We start from the raw sequence: 21,355 nt of genomic DNA, 5'->3' as shown, positions 1-21,355 counted from the left end.
AAAATAATCGCTATACAATGAATCTCCATAACCTATGGGGATTCATTTGTTTATTAACATATAAAAATATGAACAGAATCGTATCAATAATAGGCTTCCTTTTCATCACAATGTGTCTCTCCTCTTGTAAAGGGAATGCACCAAAAACTGAAGCCGTTATACAGTGGTCCTTTGCTCAGCAATATTATTTGGATAACATGAGTACAGCCATGGCTTACCTAGACAGTTTAAAACAGGAAGGCATGAAGGGTAAAAAATCTAAATTCTATTTTGAGCGCACGCGAGAGGCTTTTAAAAAAGCTGAGCCGTATGCGTCCTACTTAAATCCGTAAGTAGGTCATCGCGCGAATGGACCAGCGTTACCCATTTATAAAGAAGATACAGGCAAAATTTTAAACCCTGTGGGTTTACAAAAAATTGAAGAAAGTATTTATGAAGAAGCGACATCCTTAACCGATTTTGAACAAGAACTCTACGTCACAAAAGGCTTATTTTCTGTATTACTAAGCAATATAGAACAACGTCCTGTGACAATACAACGTTTTTTTATCGCCACACACCAACAACTGTTTCGTATTATAAGTTTAGCCATCACGGGTTTCGACACACCAGTAAGTCATTTAGGACTTGAGGAATCTAAATCGTCCTTAGAAAGTTTGGTATTTATCTATGACCACTCTTTAGCGCCCATCATAAAAGCACAAAATGAAGTTTTAGATATTCGATTTCGAAAAACGATAACACAAGCGACGAGCTATCTTGAGAATCATACCGATTTTGATACGTTCGATCGCTTTGTTTTCATTCGGGATTATATGAATCCCATTACCGGACACTGGGTGAAAATAAGGCAGCAATCTCAGCTTTGGGAGCCCGTAACTAGCGAACCTTTCAATTTTGACGCACCCACCTTTTTTGAAGATAATAGTTTTAATATCGGGTACTTCACGCCTGCTACCAATCTCAATCCCACAAGAAAGCAAATCGCTTTAGGAAAAAAACTGTTTTTTGATAAAAGATTGTCGACAAGCAATAGTATGTCTTGCGCCACTTGCCATATTCCTGAAAAAGGATATGCCGACGGGATGGCTCTAAATCCGGATAATAAAGGACGTCCTTTACAACGCAATACCCCAACGTTAATTAACAGCGTGTTTCAACAATCGTTTTTTTGGGACGGGCGTTCAGAAAGCATTATTGATCAAATTTCCTCTGTATTTACAAACGACAAAGAATTTGCAAGTAACGTGCATGAGTTTTCAGAGGCTATTTTAGAAGATCCCACTTATGTTTCAGAATTTAAGACTGCATTTGGAAAAACACCCACGAAGAATACGGAATTAATAAAAGCGATTTCCTCTTATATATCTACGTTAAATGGGTTTAACTCTAAATTTGATAGAAATATTAGAGGAGAAGAAAACACATTTACCGCTGAAGAAACGTTAGGCTTAAACTTATTTATGGGAAAAGCTTTGTGTGCAACTTGCCATTTTATGCCCTTAACCAATGGCACTGTTCCGCCTTTTTTTAAAGAAACTGAAAGAGAAGTGATAGGCACCCCTAAAACGGCCGATAATAAAACATTAGATGATGATTTAGGGTTTTATTGGAAATACCAAGAACCACTGCATAAAGGCCTATTTAAAACACCTACGCTTAGAAACGTGGCATTAACAGCGCCATATATGCACAACGGTGTATACAGCACGTTAGAAGAGGTATTGAATTTCTACAATCTTGGTGGTGGCTCGGGTATGGGGTTTGATTTAAAATACCAAACGTTACCCTTTAGCGCGTTAAACCTTACTGAAGCAGAGCAAAAAGCAATCATAGCCTATTTAAAGACTTTAAATGATTCGGAAGTGGAAACGCCGTATTAAAAACGTCATTCTAACCGAAGGAACCACTTTTTCAAACGCCTAACTACCATTTGTAATAATGAGTTGTTCGTGAGCCATTTCAAGTGTATCCACAGCCACTTCATTACCATCAGATTTTAAATCGGTACTGGTAATTTTAGTCGGCCAGGTATTTTTGAGTTCCCATTGCATGGCGACCTGGCCACCTTCAACTAGCTTTTTACTACATGTGAAGACACAACAACATAAATGGTGGTATTGTTTTATTTGCCATAAATTACACGTGAGCGGTCTTCATTTTATACTTGTTACTCCTGTTCAACAGATTGCCACGTCACTCCTAACGTCACTCCTCGCAATGACCGTAATGTTCGTCATTGCGAGCGGAGCGCGGCACATGCGTAGCATTCATGAACTCCAATTTAATACATTATTATGCGTGAATAATCTCATGAATCAAAATTAAACAACCAACCATCAGATAAATCGTTCCATTCAGGATTCATTGTCGCAATGAGTTTCTCCTTATTTTTCCGATTCCCTTTCTTAATTTGTTTTTCTCTAGCTATAGCTTCTACTATAGAGTCATAAGCTTCGAAATAGACTAATTTATCGCAGTTGTATCTTGAAGTAAACCCTTTATATATTTTGTTTTTATGCTGATACACTCTTTTTACTAAATATGAAGACACACCAACATAAATGGTGGTATTGTTTTTATTCGCCATAAAATACACGTGAGCGGTCTTCATTGTTTTTTATGTTTTCGTCATTGCGAGCGTAGCGCGGCAACCTTATGATAGCATCGTCATTGCGAGACCTTTGGTCGTGGCAATCTTTTGAATTGAGATACGATTATACTCATTACTCCTATTCAACAGATTGCCACGTCGCTCCTACCGTCGTTCCTCGTAATGACAGTAATGATCGTCATTGCGAGCGTAGCGCGGCAATCTGTTTGTAGTTAGGCTCCTATTCATGAGATTACCACATCGCTCCTACCGTCGCTCCTCGTAATGACACGATTATGACTTCCCAAAACGTCCAGCATCCACATCCTTTATAAACGCGATTAACCCTTTAAAAACACCTTCTGATCATCAAACTGAGATAAATGACTCCCATTAGGGCACAGTAAAAAGCGCCCCTGTTGCACCTCGGTAGAGATCCATTCCATATGCTTCGGGTCCATGGTATCGTGTGTCGCCCCAATAGTTAAAGTTGGTACTGTAATTTCTTTTAGTCGGTCTTTTACATCCCAGTTCTTGAGTGTTGCATCACCCTTAATTCCAAATTCACTTGGGCCTTGCATAGTGACATACACCTCCGGATTGAGGTGTTTAAACGCACGGTTAATAGGTTCTCGGCCATTGGTCGACAGGCATTCTAATCACATGCTCGGTATAGTAGTTGTTGACAATGAGTTCCATATACCTGGGGTTAGAATAGTCTTCTGCATCTTCGTATTTTAAAATCTCTGCTAACACCTCCGGATCCATTTTTGGGGCTAATACAGTATCGCTATACTCTTGATATTCGGAATAGACGCCACCATATTAGAAATTATCAAGCCTTTTAAATGCGCTTGGTATTTTAAAGCATATTGCATGCCTAATATGCCACCCCAACTTTGTCCGTAGAGGTAAAAATTATCTTTATCTAAACCTAACGCAATGCGCACCTGCTCGACTTCTTCTACAAAACGGTCGAGGTCCCAAAGACTCAAATCTTTAGGTTGGTCGCTGTAATACGAACCCAACTGGTCGTAGTAATAGTATTCTATATTTTCCTGTGGGAAGTAGCCATCAAAACACTCGTAAATTTCGTGCGTCATGCCGGGACCGCCATGTAATAATAAGACTTTCATGGTGGGATTGTTGCCTATGCGCTTGGTCCACACCTTGAAGTCCCCTATTGGCGTGGTGATGGGAATCATTTTAATGCCACCTAGGAACTGGTCGTCTTCTTGGGGTTGTAAATACCGTTCTGCCGTTGTGGTTTCTTCGTACTTGTAAGTGTCTTTGGTTTCTTCTTTACAGGTGAAGAGTACTACTGTTATTAAACTAAGGATTAGGAATTTGGTTTTCATAATGCTGGAAGGGTTTAGACTATAAAGTTAGGGAAAAAAGTATTACCGTCATTGCGAGCACAGCGAAGCCTCTGCTTCTAGCCTTAATTAATTGCCTCCCTTTGCGCGCCAACCCTAAAGCAACGCTCTGCTCCCAAAAACAATGGATTTCCATGTTTCTCAGACCAGAAACCCTCTAATATATCCTGGGTTAGGCATTTATAAACCGCCACACCTTTATAAACAGCGTCGTCATCACCCTTATAATTAAAATTAATAACCAAGATATTATCTTTAAAAAAACCGGTTTCCAACTGCTCTTGGTTATTGTTAATTAACCATTTGGCAATAATCCTGTTGTTGGCGTCTAGAGTAAGGGCTAGTGTACCTTTATAGGCTACTCCTGCTTCGTCTTGGTTGCTTCCTACAATGTTGTAAGTTCCTGGTAGTTGCTTAATGGTCATTTGGTGATTGGTCTATTCTTGATTAGCAAAATTACTTATTTATTTTTTTTCCAATCATAATTACCTCCTCTATTCAAAACTTAAACAAATTATAATCCAATGCTTTAATAGTGTGTTCTATGCCGACCCCCAATATGGGTTTAATATAATGATGTTTACCTCGTGCATCATCAAAATATTGTCCGGTAGGATCTATCATTACCTAACTTTCTTTAATTCCATCATTGGACTCTAAGTCTTCCAACAAGTCATACTCATTGATATACGAGAGGAGATTTGGCTTTCTTGGAGATAAATTGGAATGGAAAGTGGAAATAGGTGAATTAAATGTTATTATATATTTAAAGATTTTTTAATACCCTTTACCAAATCCTTTTTAAGATCATTAAAATCTAATTCTAATGTTTTTTTTCTTTCATAATCTTTATCAAAAAGGTCGAAATTTATAATAGGTAGTTGAAATGATCTTATTAAAACTTTTTTATCATCTGCCAGTTCATCAACAATGGACAACTCAGAATCATTAGTTTCTTGCTCATTTATTGTATTTGGATAATATAATACAATCTCATTAACTTTAAATCTAACAGCATACGCTAACATTTGATATAAATCTGTTTGTACAATTCCTTTTTTTGGATCGTTGGCATCCCCATACACAATTTTATACTTTGTATCTGCAACAATATTTCTATCATTAATTTTCAAATATAAATCGGCTTTAGCGCAAAATTCTTTTCTTCATCTAAATGCTTAGAGCCAACTTGTGCTTTAGCTTTTATTTCATCAATCTCTTTATCTATAAATCCGTAAATAAAATCCTCAAAGACATATTCCATTGGCAGTAAAAATGCAAATAGCTTTAATGAATTTTTATAGTTAAACGACACACTATTATCTAAAAACAAAACACAGTAATCACGTATAGTTTCGAAGTCTGAAAACATAGGATTAAAGCTCATCCGTTTCATTTTGTCTGCTGAAACATTGACATCTTTAACCTCATCGAGTATAAACAAAATATCACTTAAAAATCGTTTACTTTGGGGCTCTTTAGCGATAGAAAACAACAGTTTGGAAACAAATTTTACGCATCTATTAAATTCATTATCCATCTCAAAAGCATCAAACTCACAACTGATTTTATGATGTCTTCCATTACTCAAATTATTTTGGATATAGCCATTAAAATCAATCCGTCCTTTTACAAAAGACAATTCCTTATTAACTTCTGTATAGGTTTGATAGATAGACGAATTTAAAAGCTCTCGTGTATATTTACTAAACAAGTAAATTAAGATTTCGAAAAAATCAGCTTTGTCTGTATTTAAGCCTGATAGATAATTTGGGAATTTTAATTTTCTACAATAACTTAACCACCAAAGTACATGCTTATTTATTGCTTTTACGTGTGCTTCTTTTGGATCTTCTCCTTTATAAAATATCTTTGGCAACAAGTTTATGGTTTTACCTTCAAAATGAATAACACCAACATACTTATTAGACTTTAAGGTATTATTCTTATGTAAGAATTGAATGAAGCGTTGTTGTTCTACCCTATTGTCCTCTTCATTAAAATAGTAACTAGATTTTTCTCGTTTAGACCAAATATCATCCAAAAACACTTCCAAATCATCAAAATGATGTTTTGGAAATTCTTCCTTATTTTGATATTCAAAAAGGTTAACCATTCCTGATTACTTCTAAAGGCCAGTTATCTACTTTCAACCCTTGCTCTTTTAAAGCCTCATCTAATATTTTTTTCACTTCCTGATCGTCATTCATATAATATTCTAATAGTAACGGAATTACTTTATTATTGATCGTACTTTCAAAATCAAATGTTTCATTATCGTCACACATAAAGTAAGCATGTCCAATTGTAAAATCGTGTCCTTTTCCAGATTTTACAATTAACCCATTTAATGATTTTAGAAATTCTGATTTATAGATTGTTTTATTTTCAATTTCATATTTAGGGTACATTGCTTTAAACTCAAAACGACGTCGCAAAGCAATATCTAAAAGGGCAATAGACTTATCTGCTGTATTCATGGTACCAATAATATATAAGTTTGATGGTACAATAAATGGTTCTCCTGAAGGTAATGTGGCAGTTAATGGTATATTACCACCATAGCGTTTATCCTTCTCTATTAAAGTAATAAGTTCACCAAAAACGCGAGAAATATTAGCTCGATTTATTTCATCAATAATAATTACGTAATTTTTCTTGATGATGCGTTCTGTTTCTTCCAGTTTACCGATTTTTAGCAGTTCAGTTAACAATGGGCGATAATAAGATGATAAACCTTGAATATCTTTTGTGCTTTCTTCTTCGTACATTTCTCTCAATGTTCCAATTCTAAGTGTATGATCTGTACCCCCACTCATTTTTCTAAACTCAATTGACTTATCTTTTATATTGGTAATATAAAAGGAAACTTTCTTCATTTTAATTTCAATTTCATCAATATCTCCTTCTATTAATGGAAAAACGAAATCTTCAAAAACTTCTGTAAAGGACTTTTTCTTTTGAACTTCGGTATTAGACTCTTTGAAATTCTTTAATGCACGATCTGCAATTTTCTTAAAAACCCCATCACTCTTAAAAAATGACAATTCCCCGTTTGATTCTGTATCAGGACGCAAGCCTTGAATAAAATCTTCATAACTATAATTTTGATGAAAGGTTATAAACTCAATTTGTTTTCCTAAGTGCTCATTAAATGTAATTTGTGAATCTGTATAGGTAATAGTTTCATCTTGAGTAATAATTTTAGCTGCTTCTAAAATGGTGTTGTAAGTTTTACCTGTTCCTGGTGGACCATAGAAGATTTGATTCAGTGGAGCGTTATAATTTTCTTCCATTTGATTTTCATTTTTATCAATGTAATTAATCTTTGACATTGTCTTGATAATATCTATTTCAGGCTCAGATTGTAATGGAGTTAAATTATCTTGAGTTGGGTAGGAGTAAGTTTTAAAAATTTCAAAATCATTTTTATTAATCGGCTTAATCTTATTAAAGCTTTCACATAAAAAAACAATACTTGCTTTTTTGTTGCCATCATTATATTCTGAAAACGAATTATTAAATCCAAATATATTTTTATGTGATTTTTTCCAGTTTTTATTTATATAATCTTGATTATTCTCAGCAAAATCAATGATTTTTGCTACATAATTTATTTTGTTGTTACTTGTGTAGTAGAGGTTAAAACTGCCTTCTTCAGTTATAACACTTCTTAAGACTTTTAAAGTTGCATTTGTTCCGGAAGGTTTCTTACTATTCCATACAATTGAATAATTATGTTTATTTGATTCTTTCAAATAGTTCTCAAACCAACCAGTTGAATCAGATGCCATTAAGCCTACAATACTACTCATCCATATTTTTTTTAATTCAGAGTTATAAAGTAAGTGTGAAATAATTACACCTCTATTTAATTCGCTTTTTAAATCTTTGAGCTCATTTGAAAATAAATTTATAATCTCACTAGCGCTACCTAGATTAAAGTAGTTAACTATGTCTTTTCTGTGGTTTTTAGAGACAATATTTACGTGTTGTTCAGGTTGATTAATGAAATTTATGGAATGTTTAAAAGCTTCGGCAGCTTCTTCTTGAAGATAATCATCTCTAAAGTCTAACAATTTATATTTTAATAAGTTTCCTGTCCAATATTTTTGAGACAACATAGAACGAGAAACTACACGTTTGTCTTGATATGGATTCCATGCTTTTTTTTTGTAGCCTTTCTCATCAAATAATGAAATAAGTTTACCAATAAGGAACAAAAAACTATTAAAGTCACCAGTTGAACTATCTAATAATTCTTGAAAATTAAAATCTTTTGGTTCATTGTTTAAGTACGATTCTAAATCTGTTTTTATTAATTCTATATCAAAATCTTTATATTGATTAAACAGTTTAGAAAGTTCAGAGAAATAAAAAGTTTCACTTGCTAATAAATCTTGAAAATGAGGAGTTTCTATTAGTGTTTTTATTTTTTCAATCATCTTTATTTTTTCTTTTTCAATGACCTTAAAACCAAACTTTTCTATAAACTTATTAGTTGATTTTCCTCCGCTAGGTTTGGGTATAACTATTTTAGGATAATTTTCTTCAATAAAATCTGCTGCTAATCTAAAAACTTCCTTAGGAGGATAATGTTTCCCTTTATGTTCTACATCGTAAGCAGTGCTTTTATTTATATCCATTTCATCCATAAGATTTAGGATATTAAAAGCATTGATTATTGCTTCTCTCCAGTATTCATATTCCATATTTAACTTTGTATTAATCCCATTTGTTTGCAAATGTCTCTTTTCATTTTTCCCATTTCAAAATCATTTATTTGTTTTGCTTCTATAGGAACTCCTTGACTTTTTAATAAAGTTCTATTAATATTATCCAATTTCCCGAAAAGACCACTAAATTGCTGAAGTAAAGACTTTTGTATAACAGGGCTTCTATTTTTTATTCCTTCCACTAAATTGAATACTTTCACTTTCGTATTTTGGTCATTATATCGTTCTTCTATCTTAAAATCATTTATAGAACTACGAGAATACATTTTAATATTTTCTATTACAATAGAGACATCAGTTTTTGAACTAAATACAATATCTTTCAATCTAAATTGAAAATAATCATCAAACTTTGTTTGAAAAGGATTAATATGTGTGCTAACAGTAAAATGTTTTTCTCCTTTTAAGTGAGCATTACAAGGTGAGCAACCAGGTGTTAGATTGAACAAAGAAATAGATAAATATGGATATCTTGATTGTGGGTAAAAATGATCAAGTTGATATAATGCTGAAATACGCTGTACTTCATTTAAACCATCAGTATCTTTTAACTGTTCAAGTTTATGAATGTTGCAATAAGGACAGTAATTTAAATTATACTGATCAACATTTTCTCTCGGCTAATCCATTATCTCTGTAGTTGCTATAACCAAATACATTACTAACTATATTGCCAAAAGGCGTTAAACTAGCTCTTCTATAACTAATATTATTTGTCAAAATATTGTGACCAACAAGATTTTCAATTTCAATTATTATGTCTGAAAGTACTTTTGGTCGAGAACAAATGGTCCTTTCTAGATTTACATAATGATTTTGCAAAAAATAATTCCAAAATTTTACTCGATTAGGGAATAATACATCTTTGTCTAATTGTTTCTTTGTTCTACCAATCAAAGATTGTGTCGCATGATAACTTCCTTTTTTATTTTGTGGCAAAATCAAAGTTTCAAAATGTTGTTTTGCCAATTGATCTAAATCAATGGTGCTATTTTCGTCTATTAGGATCATTTAGTAAATTGTTAATTTGTATTCTTATTAAATCCTCACCTATTAAATCAATTAACTTTCTATCATCAATGCTTATATCTACATTATCATTTATTTTATTTACGATTTCCTGAATTTTATTTGCTGCAAAACGACTAATTAAGCCACCTTCCATAAAAAAGGCATCAACATAAAGTTCACCTAAGTTACCACCAAATGTTTTGATACTGTCATCTGTCCGAATAATACTTGAATAATTCTCAGAGTCACCTCCTAAAAAAACCAAGTTTTCTTTAGGTAAATCTGACACTAAAAAAGGAGAATGTGACGTTAAAATAAACTGATAATTAGCAGATTTAAATTTAGGAACTAGATTAACTAGTTTATAAAAGAAATCTGCTTGCCATTTAGGATGTAAATAAAGATCACCCTCATCTATACAAATTAAAACATTATCTGCTTTGATATTTTTTAATTCGAATCTTAATAATGAAAATAGATTAAGATATGCTTTGTGACCCGAACTTAAACCAAGCCAATCTATTTTGAATCTATTACTTTTGTCAATGAAATTATAAAATTGCTCATCGAGTTTACTAGTGGATATATGAAATTCAAGTATGTAATTATCCGTTTTCCTATTCCTAGATCCTTCCAGTGTAGATAGCATTTCTTTGTTCTCTATAAACTCTTCAAATTTAACAAGCATAAGTAGATTATCTTGCAAAGTTTCAAGTTCAGGATATTTTCTTTTATTCTTTATATTATATTTAAAATAATCTTTATAAAATTCACTTAGAATTTTGAAAGACCATTCTTTCCAAGTCTCAGCAATATTTAACTTGCTTTTATAAGTGTTTTTAATTTCTTCTGTTTTTGCGAGTAAATTATCTATGTGATATTCTACTTTAGAGTCAAACGTTTCATTTTGACCAGAGAAATCTTTAAGCAATGAAATAAGATCTGTTATAACTGAAAAAATAAAAAAATAGTATAGTTTTTGTCTAGATGCTTTTAAGCTTTTGACCCCAGTGTAGAAAGACTTTAACTCATTAGAAAAAAATTCATTTAAAGTGTTGTTTGAAATAAAACTTTGTGTCCAATAGCTAGCACTATAAATATTAGTCCTGGGTGTTATTGTTAACTGTTTTGGTAATGGAATCTCAGAGTCAATAAACAAATCACCTTTTATAAATTGTAATTGCTTTACAAAGTCAGAAGTTTTAGTTTTACTTGGCCAATTGTGCTTTGGATAACGATTATTTGCAGATAAATCTGATACTTTTTTATCAAAAGCATGAGTCCGTTCATCAAAAACATTTGAAAAATAAATAACTTTCAAATTATCAATGTCGCTTTTATACTCCTTTAATAAAATTGGAAAATGTGATCTTATTTCTTGAGGGTCTCTGAATCTGTAATGACATTCGTACTCTCCTTCATTTTCTATAATTATAAAAAAATCAGATTTAACACTTGTTTCTCCTCCTTTAACAAGCTTACAAACTAACTCAAGCAAATTACTTTTACCAGTTCCATTTTTTCCAATAAATCCAGTTACTTCCGAAATATCTTTTCCAAAAAAGTCATCAGGAACATTATTTACTTCCGTTTTATTAAGACTTAAATTATCAGAATCAAAGTCAAATTTCTCACTACTAGAGAAGTTCACTCCAAAATTTTCAAAATTTCGGAACTTATCTATCCATATATAGCATAATTTAAAACTCATTGCTTTCTATATTTAAAACTCCCTTAAGCTACAAATATAAACTTTCCGCTAAGTTATACTGTAGTTCTTTAGCTTTCCGAGACTTTATAGTTGTACTCTAGTTTATTAAGATTTAATCATCAAAAAACAAACTAACGAAACCAACATTAATACAACGCCTAATATAGAAAAGCTAAAAATCCACTTTCTACTATTTCTAAGTTTGTCCTCTAGTTCTATGTTATCTTTTTTAATATCATTTAGATCACTACTTTCTAATTTTGGTATATTCATTATTTGTTGCATGTAGTATTCTCTTATTCTTTTTTCGCGACTAATATTATGTAAGCCCCAAAACAAAATAATTAACCATAATATAATAGGAATAGCTAACCAAAAGGATTGTTTGTAATCGCTTGTTAAGTACCATTTAAGCATCTCAAAACAACCATATAAACCAAAACCAGAAAATACCATTGAAACAGTATCAAAACGCCTATCGTAGTATTGATAATCATTAAGAATAGTCTCCTTCATTTTGTCCAAATCCTTCTTAATATCCTCCATACTATTTTCTATCATACTATATTGTATTGTATTTTTGTTCTTCCTCCGTAACTCTACCCAACAACATCATTGCTTTGCGCTTCATGAGATTGCCTTGCTTCGACTTTGCTCAGCACAGGCTTACCTCGCAATGACGGTACAGTAACCTGCCCATTCATTAACATAGGTAATAACCAATCTCTAAGTTCTATTAAATTTTGAGACTCTCTATTTGATAAGGATATTCTTTTTAAATATTGTTTTGAAATCTTTTCAAACCTTTCAAACATATCATAATGTTTACTTGAAGGTTTTAATATCGGTATTTCTCTTAGCAATTGAATACCAATAGCTGGCCTAGTAGTTCCAGCTGTATTTTTTAGTACCATTTTATAAAAAAAAGTATCTTTTATGCTATTATAGATATAGCCTGCATGTTTCTCATCTTTGGGATTTATTACTGCCATCGTAGGTGAAAGAGCATATCTAAATGTTTGTTTTCTAAGTTTTACTACCTTTCCAACTGTACCAACTCGACCGTAGCCTAATGAATACTCTGTTAGAGTATAATCTCTTTCTTGCTTTGAAACAAATTCTTCACTAATTACCCTTGCTTTATTTATACTTATATTTCCTTCAAAATCAATGTCACCAATACCTGCGAAAGGAAAGCCTTTATCTGCTTTTTTCGGCGCTCTATGGCTCGGATGTGGATCAATAATATCCGCATAATGTTTTATAGGAACAACCTCCCAGCCTTCTCGAATCTCACGCTTCAATTCCTTATTAAAAACCATTTTACCTCCGAGACGATTTATAAGGTTTTCCAACCAAGGAGAGATTCCCTATCCGTTTCGCTTGGACTTCACTTGTAGGGAAATCGAACTGTACAAACCAATAGTTGTAAAGCGTTTTTGCCATCGCTTCTAACTCTTGGTTAATTTTGTTGTTGACTTCTATTTTAGCGTCTAAATCGGAAAGGACTTTGGCTATTTGTTTTTGGGTTTGAATCGGGGGGAAATCCAATTCATAATATTTTAATGTTTTTTCACTTACCCTTTTTCTTCCTGATGTACCTTCCATACAACTGATAGCTCTTTTTCTAAAAGTTGGGCTTATTGCCAAGTAATAGATGAATAGCGGATCAGTGTATTCCGTCTCTCTAAGAACAGTAAATTCCGATGAGCCAAATGCTACCTCATTTTCATCTAAAACATCAACAAAAGCTGTTTTTCCATTTTCAAGACATGGAGTTATTTTAGCCATAACGGTATCTCCATTTCTGAATTTCGGTCCACTATTATAAGAGTTAAATTCAAAAGAATTTATTTTTCTTTGAAATTCCGTTAAGCTTCCCATTGGGATTTTTTTCGCTATACTCCCTTTTAATATAGATTCGGGTGGATTGAAAGAAATTGCTTTTCCTATTTGGAGTTTTACCCAACTATTCATATTTCAATCTTTTTAAATTATCTTGAATCTCTTTTTCTAAACTTTTCGATTCAGAAAAAAAGGTTTCTAAATTACTTTCAAAAGCCTTCATTTTAGTAGTAAACTCTTCCGCAGTAATAGCTACATACTCAATTTTAACTTCAAAATATTGTCCTGCACTTAGGCTGTAGTTTTTGGCTTTAATGTCTTCATAAGAAACCACCACAGAAAAATCGTCTTTGGCCTCTTTAGCGTTAAACACATCGATAATTTGTTGTTCTTCAGTTTCGCTTAATACTGTTTTTTGGTTCTTCCCTTCTTTAACGGTCGTTCCTAAATTAGAAGCATCAATCAAAACCACATCAGCTTTATTTTGTTTGTCTAAAAAAAGAATTGAAACATTGGTACCTGTTGTTGCAAAAATATTACTCGGCATACTTACAACACCTGCCAACATTTTTTCAGAAATCATTTTGGCTCTTATTTTCTTTTCAATACCACTTTGTGCGGTAATAAAACCTGTAGGCACAACTATAGCGGCTTTTCCTTTCGTAGACAACGAATGCATTATATGTTGTATGAACAAAGGATAAATGGCCATTTTATCTTTTGCCTTTGCTGGTATATTAGGTATTCCTGCAAAAAAGCGCTCTTTGTTCGCTTTACTATCTAAACCTGCACTGTAGTCGGAAAAATCCAACTTAAATGGTGGATTAGATACGATATAATCAAACCTTTCTAATTGTCCATTCTCTTGTTTGTGATATGGACTTAAAATGGTATTACCTTGTATAATGTTTTGTATGGAATGCACCAGATTATTTAAAATCAGATTTAAACGCAACAAGGCAGACGATTTTTGAGAAATGTCTTGTGAGTAAATGGTACACTTGTCTTCGCCAATAGCGTGTGCTATATTCATTAACAGGGTTCCAGATCCTGCACTTGGGTCGTAACAGGTCACATTATTTACATCGTCTCCTGTCACTAAACAGGCTGCCATAATTTTAGCGACGGCATGAGGTGTGAAATACTCTGCATATTTACCACCACTATTAGTATTGTAATCTTTAATTAAATACTCGAAAATAGTGGCGAAAAAGTCAAACTTCTGTGTAAATATATGCTCGAAACTAAAACCAACTAACTTATTTACTAAGGCTTTGCAAAAGTCATCTTTTTTATCGGTTACATATTTACTTAGGTTTTCAAAAAGCACTACTTTTTCGCCACCTTGTGTGAGTACCGAGAAAATATCGATATTGTCTTTGGCGACGCTTACTAAGGTTTCATCAAAAATATCGGCAAATTGGTCTTTGTTTTGTTGTTCGAATAAGCGAGACAATAAATTTTTGGGTGCAATACTTGCGGTGTTTTCGCTTATTTGCATGGTTAACAACTCTAAATCATCATCGCTAAACTTTTTAAGCGCGTCGTCAAAGTTATCGGCTTTTGCTAAATCGGGTTCTAGTTGTTTCAATTCGTAAACATATTTATCGTTTAAGAATTTATACAAAAACACCTGAGTGATTATTTTAAATTCATTTCCGTCATTTCCTAAACCATAGTTAGCACAGACGCTTTTTAGGTCGTCTATAAGGGCTTTGGTTTGGGTTTCAAATTGTGCTGTGCTTGTCATATTTTATTTTATGCAACGTATCCGTTATATTCGTTCATATATTCTTTTACTATAAGGCTATTAATACGTCTGACATCAGTTGTATTAATATCGATCTTTTGTTCTTTTTTAAATTGGCTAACAACCAAACGCATCATCATTTTCTCTACATAGCTCTCGTTTTCTAATAACTTAGAATTTTGTAAAATCTCCTTATCTACTGCTGTTTTTAACCCTTTTAAAGCGTCGAATAATTTGCGTTCGCTATCTGTTAAAGGATCTTTTTCCATTAAGCGTTTATGTATGCGTGCATATTTAGCATCGTAATCGTATTTCGCTTTCAGCAATTGGTTTTCGCGCTCTAGAGTTTTGGCTTTATCATAGATAGCATTTAAAGCTTTAATGTTGGCTTCCATTTCTTCTTTAGAAACCTCACTTAAATTTTTCTTTTTAAACAAACGCTCTAGTTCCTCACGTAATGAAATAAAGATAGGATCTTTGGGGTCGAAGTTTCCCGCTAACATTTCTCGTGTTCTCCCTAACGTGTTTTTTAATTCGTCTGCCAATATCATTTCTTCTTCTTTCACTTTGGTAAAAGCAAAAATGACATCTTCTAAAGCGGTGTTTAAAATATTCTCAGTATCTACATTATTCTCTAATGCAATTCTAGTATTAATTAACCCTAATCTGTCGTTGGTTAATCTTGCTAAAACAGTCAGTTTTCTAAAGTCTAATTTTTCAAGTAATTCAAAATTACCGGACAAGCGAATCAAGTTATAAAGCTCTTTGGCATTATTTAAAGCTTTCGCAACGAGACGAATCTCTGAACGCTCGTTAATTTCAGAAATTTGATCGCTAAAAACAGTGGCATTCTCGGTGTCAAATTTAAAAAGAACATCTTTTATTTCCTCTATTTCTTCTTGAATTTCTTCAGGCTTTTTAAACAGATTAGAGTAATGTTGCATCTCATCTCCTAATTCACTTTGTAACTCATTAAAATAATCTTGATTGGTTTTATCAAATTCTTTTTGAATGTCTGCAAAGTCCACGACATAACCGTATTTATGGGTTTTATACGTTCGATTGACACGTGTAAGCGTTTGCAGTAAATTATGTGATTTAATCTTTCTGCCAATGTATAATTTCTTTAATCTCTTAGCATCAAAACCTGTAAGTAACATATTATACACAAATAGTAAATCAAGCTTACCTACCTTAAAATCGGATACCCAATCTCGACGGTCTTGTTTGGTGCCAATATCATGTAAAATTACTTGCGCTTTGTTTATTTTACTCTCCTCTCTTTTCTTATCTCCATAACTTGCAGGCTCCTCAGCTGCTTGGTTAAAAACTATTTCTGATTTTTCAGCATATTTATCTTCAAAAATCTCTTGCATCATTTTAGCCTGACCGGAAGAGTCACAAACCACCATACCGCCTATACTATAATCGTTCATCGCGATTCTAGCCTGTTCCATATCTTTAACAATATAGTCTAACATAGGTTCTACAAAACGATGGTCTGCGTAGAGCTTCTTTTTGTCAATATTACCTTGTAATACCTTTATATTTTCAAGTGCTTCTTGTAAAACCAACTTGTAGTTGGTTTCAATTTCTTCACGAATTAAACGTAAAGTATAGCCATCTTTTATAGATAAATTGTAATAATACTTATGCATATAATCGCCAAATAAGGTTTTAGAATTATACTCAGAACCTAATAAAGGGGTACCTGTTAAACCTATTTTAATGGAATGTTTATCTGCTAATTCTAAATTTGCTAAAAAGCTACCTTTGGGATTGTAACTACGATGTACTTCGTCTAAAAAGAAAACACGTTGTACGCTTAAATTATAATCGTTGTTTTTTATAACATCTGGATCATCTTTAAACTTCTGAATATTAACCACTGTAATTTCTGCTTTACGCGTAACTATTGTGTATCACTTCAGTAGATTTAATATCCTTACTAAAAGCGTCTCTACTATCTATTTTATACACCACTAAACCACGAGCTGTAAACTCTTTTGCGGCTTGTGTTAGCAAATCTAAACGATCTACAATAAAGTAAAATTTTGGGATGATATTTTTCTTCTGAAAATAATGTGTGAGACGTTTTACATTAAAAAACGCCAAAGCTGTTTTACCGAGCCTTGCGTATGCCGATTATTCCTTTTTTAATTCCGTTTTCCAGCTTGTTTTCTATTGCCTTAGTTGCAAATAGTTGCGGATAACGCATGATGTGTTTCTCCAAACCTTTTTCTTCTTCAACATAAGCAAAAGCATAACGTAAGATGAATTTTAAACGCTCTCGTTGAAATAAAGAGGTAGAAATGGAATTGGTTGCCGTGTTTGGGCTTTTATTAGATTGAAACTCCTTATTGCTCTTTATGCTTAAAAGGTTCGTGTCTTTTAAAACAAAGTTTTCATCGTACTCTGAAAGTGGTTGAAGAAGCTTGTTTAAATCAAAAGTTTCTTCTTCTCTAAAATAATTGAATATTGGTTTTTTATAATTTGTAGTACTGTAAAATGCGCCTTCCAGCATTTGCGTATCTTCATCACTATACGCCATGTTGTTTGAAAACACCATGAGTTGTGTAAGATTTATAAACTTGCGAAACTTCTTATTTTGAAAACGCCTTTCCATACGTTTATGTTCGTCTTGAACACCATTACGATTATTAGGCTTTTTCACCTCTACAAAGACCAAAGGCATTCCGTTAATTAATAGAATAATATCTGGTCTAAAACTTTCATCGTCCTTTTGATAAGGCAATTCGGTTACAACATGAAATGAGTTATTATCAAAATTCTCGAAGTCAATTAGCTTAACTCCAGATTGATCTATGAGCTTGTTATAAAAAGCACGTCCCAAGTCTTCATTTTCTAAAGATATTGAAATGTCATCGTAAACTTTTTGAATGTCATTATCTGATAAATTTGAGTTTATTTTCTTGATTTGCTCATCAAAAATAGATCGAAAGATATTGGTGCTCTCATCCCATGAATTGGTTTTCAATGATAGGTATTCATAACCCAATTGAATTAAATGCAGAATGGAAGGTATCTTCACTCTTGAGTCTTCGTTAAATATCATTTATATTTTAAAGATTTTGAGATTCTAATGGGAGAGCATAAATATAGCGCCTTTATATAAGCACTGGGTGTTATACATCGAAAAGTTCCATTGTTTTTTGGTCTGCTGCTGTTTTACTATTGAAAGTGCTTGGCTGTGTTGGTGTTAGCTTTTATTCAACAGATTATTCACGCATCTTATTTTATAAATTGGAGTTCATGAATGCTTCGCATGTGCGGCGACCAAAGGTCTCGCAATGACGGTTCCATTCATGAATGCTTCGCATTTGCCGTGCTGCGCTCGCAATGGCGATGCATTACTGTCATTGCGAGGAGTGACGTTAGGAGCGACGTTGCAATCTGTTGAAAAGAAGTTATAATATAATCGTATCGCTATTCAACAGATTATTCACGCAACTTATTTTATTAAATCGGAGTTCATGAATGCTTCGCATGTGCCGCGCTGCGCTCGCAATGACAGTCCAATTCAACAGACTACCACGCTTTTCTAATGAAAAGCTCGTAATGACGATACGATTCAACAGATTATTAGCGCTGCGCTCGCAATGACGGTTCGTAATGACGATACGATTATGGAAGGCTTTTTTTACAAGTATCTTAGACGTTGTTGAAGTTCTATACCTAACGCACTTCCATATGAAAGAGCTTTTTAGGTTCTGCAGCTTTAGACGCTTTTAATTGGTTTTGCTCGTTAAGATTGCCGTCTCTACCAATAATCACCACCTCATACGCTGCTTTGTCGGCCGTATTTTCTGCCAAATCATGTAACGGAAAATGGGCTTTGACTTCCAAATGGGTTTGGCAATTGGCACAGGAGGTTGAATTCCATCGGCTTAAAACAGCTTCTGTGCCTATATGGTGTTTCTCGCCATTAATAGTGGCAAAGGCAGAGATTAAAAAAGACCCTCTAATGGGCGCTTTATTCACACCAGACACGCGTAGCATCTTACTTGGCCGCAGGGCTTCTTCTTTTAATAGTAACCCATTGTTGTCCAACGACCCACGGCTATAGGTCAACCCCAGTTGGGTTTCAATATTTATGCAATCTAAAGAGGTATAGTCTTGGCCGTCCTTTTTCTTAAAGGGTGCCAACGGCGTCTCTAAAGTTAACCACGCGTTTGGCGTCATACCAGGCGTTGGGCCTTGAGAATCTACAGAATTAGTGCCTGGGTATTCTGATATAATTTCCAAGGTATCGGTACTGCCATGTTGCTTTTGCCACAGCCAAAATACACGGTCTACATTGCAATGGTGAAAAAAGAAAATAGGATCTAATCCTGCGGTGTTGTTTTCTCCCATATCACCATTGGCGCCTGGAATGGGCGAATAATTGCCTTGTGTAGGTACATCAAAACCACCTACCGATAGATGAATACTGTTGTGCGGTGACTCTAAAGGAACCACTGGTTTACTCCCATCTTCAACATAAAAATTCCATTCTTGTGCCGAAGTGGTATTAGAAAACACCGTAAAATTAGGCGCTTTTAAACAGTCTTTAAATTTTTGTACCACATTGGTTTGAATCACCTTACCATTGACCACCACATGAGAATTTAACCAGCCTTTAACATTGTCATTCAGCAAGGCGACATTTTTAGTGTAATCTGTAAATTGCGCATTGTGTTTTTTAGTCGCTGCCCGATCGCTATCTGTGCCTACTAATCCCGATAAGGGATACCTTACGGTTTCATAGCCTTTTGGCTTGGTGTATTGGTTATTATCACTTTGTATGTTATCGTGAATGTTTATAGGAAACACGAAGGACCGCAACGGATTCGGGATATCTTTACCATCTAAGGTAAAAGTTTCGTCTGTTAATGCTTTAGGAATACCATTTTTAATGGAGTCCTCACTAGATTCATCCCAATAGGGCAACATCACGTCTTCACACCCTGGAATACTTTGCAAGGCTTCTTCTACTTTTATAAGGTACACGCGGTGCCAGGTTGGAAATAAAACGTTCCCGTGATTACACCATCCTCCCCAATAGGCACTGTTTCCCCATCCTGCTCCAACAAAAGGCTCGCCATGAAACCCTCCCAATTTAAAAAAGGAATTGGGATCTTCCGGCGGCAGTTCTTTAATGCCTTTCCAGGCGCGCATAAGGTCTTCTAAAGGTTTTTTATTGCCGGTATCGTACGCATGTTGTAACTCGGCAACAGCGGGTCTTATTCTTACTTTCGATTGTTTTTTGGTGTCCATAATTGGTGTTTTTATATTATTTTTTAGTGTAATCCGATGATTTTTTTACTTTGAAGTGAAAAACTATTCCATAGCGACCCTGCAAGAATACAGACCATGCCCGTGATCATGAAGGCGGTATTGCCTTCAAACAGCATTTTGCCCGCCAGAATAATACCGGCCCCTAACACACTCGTTGCAAATGGGCCAATGCCTCTATTTTTAATATTGCGATAAACGAGATACAGATGAATGCCTAGGAATCCCACAAAAACAGGCATTAACCAAGGCATAAACGGTAGTTTGGAAAGACTATAACTGCCAAAAATACTTAAATAGGCCGCCCAACACACGGGGCATTTTGGAAACAGCCCAATAAGTAAACTAAGGCCCACAGAATAGATGGAACTGAGTATGGTCTTGGTACTTCGTTTTATTTTTTTGTTCGGGGTCATGCTGTCGCTAGCCTTTTTTATTGGCGTAGCGCAGCAACAGGTTGAAATCGCAGAGTCTTTTTTCATGAGTGTCGTTTTTTAAGGTTGTAATACCGCATAAAAAGAAGCGACCACACCTGCCGGACTGGTACCGCCACTGCCATTGGGATGTGGAATAGCCCGCGTGACTGTGCCTACTAACGCCGGTATTTGGTTTTTCCCGTTCGGAATTTGTGGTGCGGCGTAACAGAGGTAGTCGTACACCCAAAGGGCACCATTAACCTCGCCGGAACCTTGAAACCAAAGAGTGGCTGGCGCACCGTATTGAATGGCTCCTTTTAATGTTAACGCCCATCCAGGGCCGTAAATCGATCCTTTTAATTTTCCGGGTGCTGTGGCTTCAATTTTTAAATTGCCGCGTCCGAATTCTAAAGCGTTAAAATCTACCGAGAGCTCCGGGTTATTCAATACACTTCTATAGGTCCAAATTCCGACAAATTGATTTTCCATGGCGACTTTTTTTTTAGCATTGTTTATAGTTTACTAAAGGTCTTATAAAACATGAAACTATTACCAAGTGGAACTACGGCTTGTTAAAAACAGGCGTAAACACCTGTTTTTTAGAACTCTAAAAAAATCATCT

General features: G+C 34.1%; 20 protein-coding genes and 2 pseudogenes. 2 read left to right on the top strand and 20 right to left on the bottom strand.

What is annotated here, in order from left to right:
* The first annotated feature begins 68 nt into the window (after positions 1-68).
* Together N7U66_RS00350 and N7U66_RS00345 are read left to right on the top strand one after the other, a co-directional pair.
* The gene (locus N7U66_RS00350; RefSeq protein ID WP_267676863.1) at positions 69-332 is read left to right on the top strand and encodes a hypothetical protein; all 264 of its coding nucleotides are present in this window, start codon (positions 69-71) and stop codon (positions 330-332) included.
* 69 nt (positions 333-401) lie between these two features.
* The gene (locus N7U66_RS00345) at positions 402-1,883 is read left to right on the top strand and encodes a cytochrome-c peroxidase (RefSeq protein ID WP_267676862.1); all 1,482 of its coding nucleotides are present in this window, start codon (positions 402-404) and stop codon (positions 1,881-1,883) included.
* Positions 1,884-1,922: 39 nt separating this feature from the next.
* Here N7U66_RS00345 and N7U66_RS00340 read toward each other — a convergent pair whose 3' ends face one another.
* The 20 genes and pseudogenes from N7U66_RS00340 to N7U66_RS00245 all read right to left on the bottom strand — a co-directional run bounded on the left by N7U66_RS00340 (position 1,923) and on the right by N7U66_RS00245 (position 21,222).
* Positions 1,923-2,129 carry a phage tail protein gene (locus N7U66_RS00340; RefSeq protein ID WP_267678578.1) on the bottom strand — a complete coding sequence of 69 codons (207 nt, stop codon included), beginning with the start codon at positions 2,127-2,129 and terminating at the stop codon, positions 1,923-1,925.
* A 182-nt stretch (positions 2,130-2,311) separates the two neighbouring features.
* A complete protein-coding gene (locus tag N7U66_RS00335) occupies positions 2,312-2,614 on the bottom strand; it encodes a GIY-YIG nuclease family protein (protein WP_267676861.1) in 303 nt (100 codons plus the stop codon).
* 273 nt (positions 2,615-2,887) lie between these two features.
* Positions 2,888-3,951: pseudogene (locus tag N7U66_RS00330) on the bottom strand (proline iminopeptidase-family hydrolase).
* An 83-nt stretch (positions 3,952-4,034) separates the two neighbouring features.
* Entirely contained in the window at positions 4,035-4,394 is a 360-nt protein-coding gene (locus N7U66_RS00325; protein ID WP_267676860.1) for a hypothetical protein, read from the bottom strand.
* Positions 4,395-4,467: 73 nt separating this feature from the next.
* The gene (locus tag N7U66_RS00320; protein WP_267676859.1) at positions 4,468-4,593 is read right to left on the bottom strand and encodes a hypothetical protein; all 126 of its coding nucleotides are present in this window, start codon (positions 4,591-4,593) and stop codon (positions 4,468-4,470) included.
* A 134-nt stretch (positions 4,594-4,727) separates the two neighbouring features.
* Positions 4,728-6,085: pseudogene (locus N7U66_RS00315) on the bottom strand (McrC family protein).
* Positions 6,078-8,681 (bottom strand): McrB family protein, encoded by a 2,604-nt coding sequence (locus tag N7U66_RS00310; RefSeq protein WP_267676858.1) that lies wholly within the window; start codon positions 8,679-8,681, stop codon positions 6,078-6,080. Before N7U66_RS00310 ends, N7U66_RS00315 begins: the two are co-directional and overlap by 8 nt.
* 2 nt (positions 8,682-8,683) lie before the next feature.
* On the bottom strand, positions 8,684-9,154 hold the full coding sequence (locus tag N7U66_RS00305; protein ID WP_267676857.1) for a hypothetical protein: 471 nt from the start codon (positions 9,152-9,154) through the stop codon (positions 8,684-8,686).
* Between the two features lie 154 nt (positions 9,155-9,308).
* Positions 9,309-9,716 (bottom strand): hypothetical protein, encoded by a 408-nt coding sequence (locus N7U66_RS00300; RefSeq protein WP_267676856.1) that lies wholly within the window; start codon positions 9,714-9,716, stop codon positions 9,309-9,311.
* Positions 9,694-11,427 carry an AAA family ATPase gene (locus N7U66_RS00295; RefSeq protein ID WP_267676855.1) on the bottom strand — a complete coding sequence of 578 codons (1,734 nt, stop codon included), beginning with the start codon at positions 11,425-11,427 and terminating at the stop codon, positions 9,694-9,696. The genes N7U66_RS00300 and N7U66_RS00295 overlap by 23 nt, the downstream gene beginning before the upstream one ends.
* 105 nt (positions 11,428-11,532) lie before the next feature.
* A complete protein-coding gene (locus N7U66_RS00290) occupies positions 11,533-11,988 on the bottom strand; it encodes a hypothetical protein (RefSeq protein ID WP_267676854.1) in 456 nt (151 codons plus the stop codon).
* A gap of 38 nt (positions 11,989-12,026) precedes the next feature.
* A complete protein-coding gene (locus N7U66_RS00285; protein ID WP_267676853.1) occupies positions 12,027-12,782 on the bottom strand; it encodes a restriction endonuclease subunit S domain-containing protein in 756 nt (251 codons plus the stop codon).
* The gene (locus N7U66_RS00280) at positions 12,751-13,404 is read right to left on the bottom strand and encodes a restriction endonuclease subunit S (protein ID WP_267676852.1); all 654 of its coding nucleotides are present in this window, start codon (positions 13,402-13,404) and stop codon (positions 12,751-12,753) included. The genes N7U66_RS00285 and N7U66_RS00280 overlap by 32 nt, the downstream gene beginning before the upstream one ends.
* Entirely contained in the window at positions 13,397-15,022 is a 1,626-nt protein-coding gene (locus tag N7U66_RS00275; protein ID WP_267676851.1) for an HsdM family class I SAM-dependent methyltransferase, read from the bottom strand. The genes N7U66_RS00280 and N7U66_RS00275 overlap by 8 nt, the downstream gene beginning before the upstream one ends.
* Before the next feature lie 8 nt (positions 15,023-15,030).
* Positions 15,031-16,911: a type I restriction enzyme subunit R domain-containing protein gene (locus tag N7U66_RS00270; protein ID WP_267676850.1), complete on the bottom strand. Its 1,881-nt coding sequence runs from the start codon at positions 16,909-16,911 to the stop codon at positions 15,031-15,033.
* A gap of 13 nt (positions 16,912-16,924) precedes the next feature.
* Entirely contained in the window at positions 16,925-17,137 is a 213-nt protein-coding gene (locus tag N7U66_RS00265; RefSeq protein ID WP_267676849.1) for a hypothetical protein, read from the bottom strand.
* Between the two features lie 7 nt (positions 17,138-17,144).
* The gene (locus N7U66_RS00260; RefSeq protein ID WP_267676848.1) at positions 17,145-18,098 is read right to left on the bottom strand and encodes a type I restriction endonuclease; all 954 of its coding nucleotides are present in this window, start codon (positions 18,096-18,098) and stop codon (positions 17,145-17,147) included.
* Between the two features lie 620 nt (positions 18,099-18,718).
* A complete protein-coding gene (locus N7U66_RS00255) occupies positions 18,719-20,299 on the bottom strand; it encodes a tyrosinase family protein (protein WP_267676847.1) in 1,581 nt (526 codons plus the stop codon).
* Positions 20,300-20,322: 23 nt separating this feature from the next.
* Positions 20,323-20,799 (bottom strand): hypothetical protein, encoded by a 477-nt coding sequence (locus tag N7U66_RS00250; protein ID WP_267676846.1) that lies wholly within the window; start codon positions 20,797-20,799, stop codon positions 20,323-20,325.
* A gap of 12 nt (positions 20,800-20,811) precedes the next feature.
* Positions 20,812-21,222, bottom strand: coding sequence for a hypothetical protein (locus tag N7U66_RS00245; RefSeq protein ID WP_267676845.1), 411 nt, complete (start codon positions 21,220-21,222; stop codon positions 20,812-20,814).
* Between the last annotated feature and the right edge of the window lie 133 nt (positions 21,223-21,355).

The sequence above is a fragment of the Lacinutrix neustonica genome (assembly GCF_026625145.1).
In the GTDB taxonomy this organism is placed as follows: Bacteria; Bacteroidota; Bacteroidia; order Flavobacteriales; family Flavobacteriaceae; genus Lacinutrix; species Lacinutrix neustonica.
Note: the sequence above shows the minus strand (reverse complement) of the source record. Positions and strands in the feature narration are given on the sequence as shown.

What these genes read in the sequence shown, in the direction of transcription:
- N7U66_RS00350 (WP_267676863.1), top strand. Translation starts at nt 69, where the DNA reads ATGAACAGAATCGTATCAATAATAGGCTTCCTTTTCATCACAATGTGT.
- N7U66_RS00335 (WP_267676861.1), bottom strand. Translation starts at nt 2,614, where the DNA reads ATGAAGACCGCTCACGTGTATTTTATGGCGAATAAAAACAATACCACC.
- N7U66_RS00325 (WP_267676860.1), bottom strand. Translation starts at nt 4,394, where the DNA reads ATGACCATTAAGCAACTACCAGGAACTTACAACATTGTAGGAAGCAAC.
- N7U66_RS00320 (WP_267676859.1), bottom strand. Translation starts at nt 4,593, where the DNA reads ATGATAGATCCTACCGGACAATATTTTGATGATGCACGAGGTAAACAT.
- N7U66_RS00310 (WP_267676858.1), bottom strand. Translation starts at nt 8,681, where the DNA reads ATGGAATATGAATACTGGAGAGAAGCAATAATCAATGCTTTTAATATC.
- N7U66_RS00300 (WP_267676856.1), bottom strand. Translation starts at nt 9,716, where the DNA reads ATGATCCTAATAGACGAAAATAGCACCATTGATTTAGATCAATTGGCA.
- N7U66_RS00295 (WP_267676855.1), bottom strand. Translation starts at nt 11,427, where the DNA reads ATGAGTTTTAAATTATGCTATATATGGATAGATAAGTTCCGAAATTTT.
- N7U66_RS00290 (WP_267676854.1), bottom strand. Translation starts at nt 11,988, where the DNA reads ATGATAGAAAATAGTATGGAGGATATTAAGAAGGATTTGGACAAAATG.
- N7U66_RS00280 (WP_267676852.1), bottom strand. Translation starts at nt 13,404, where the DNA reads ATGAATAGTTGGGTAAAACTCCAAATAGGAAAAGCAATTTCTTTCAAT.
- N7U66_RS00275 (WP_267676851.1), bottom strand. Translation starts at nt 15,022, where the DNA reads ATGACAAGCACAGCACAATTTGAAACCCAAACCAAAGCCCTTATAGAC.
- N7U66_RS00260 (WP_267676848.1), bottom strand. Translation starts at nt 18,098, where the DNA reads ATGATATTTAACGAAGACTCAAGAGTGAAGATACCTTCCATTCTGCAT.
- N7U66_RS00255 (WP_267676847.1), bottom strand. Translation starts at nt 20,299, where the DNA reads ATGGACACCAAAAAACAATCGAAAGTAAGAATAAGACCCGCTGTTGCC.
- N7U66_RS00250 (WP_267676846.1), bottom strand. Translation starts at nt 20,799, where the DNA reads ATGAAAAAAGACTCTGCGATTTCAACCTGTTGCTGCGCTACGCCAATA.
- N7U66_RS00245 (WP_267676845.1), bottom strand. Translation starts at nt 21,222, where the DNA reads ATGGAAAATCAATTTGTCGGAATTTGGACCTATAGAAGTGTATTGAAT.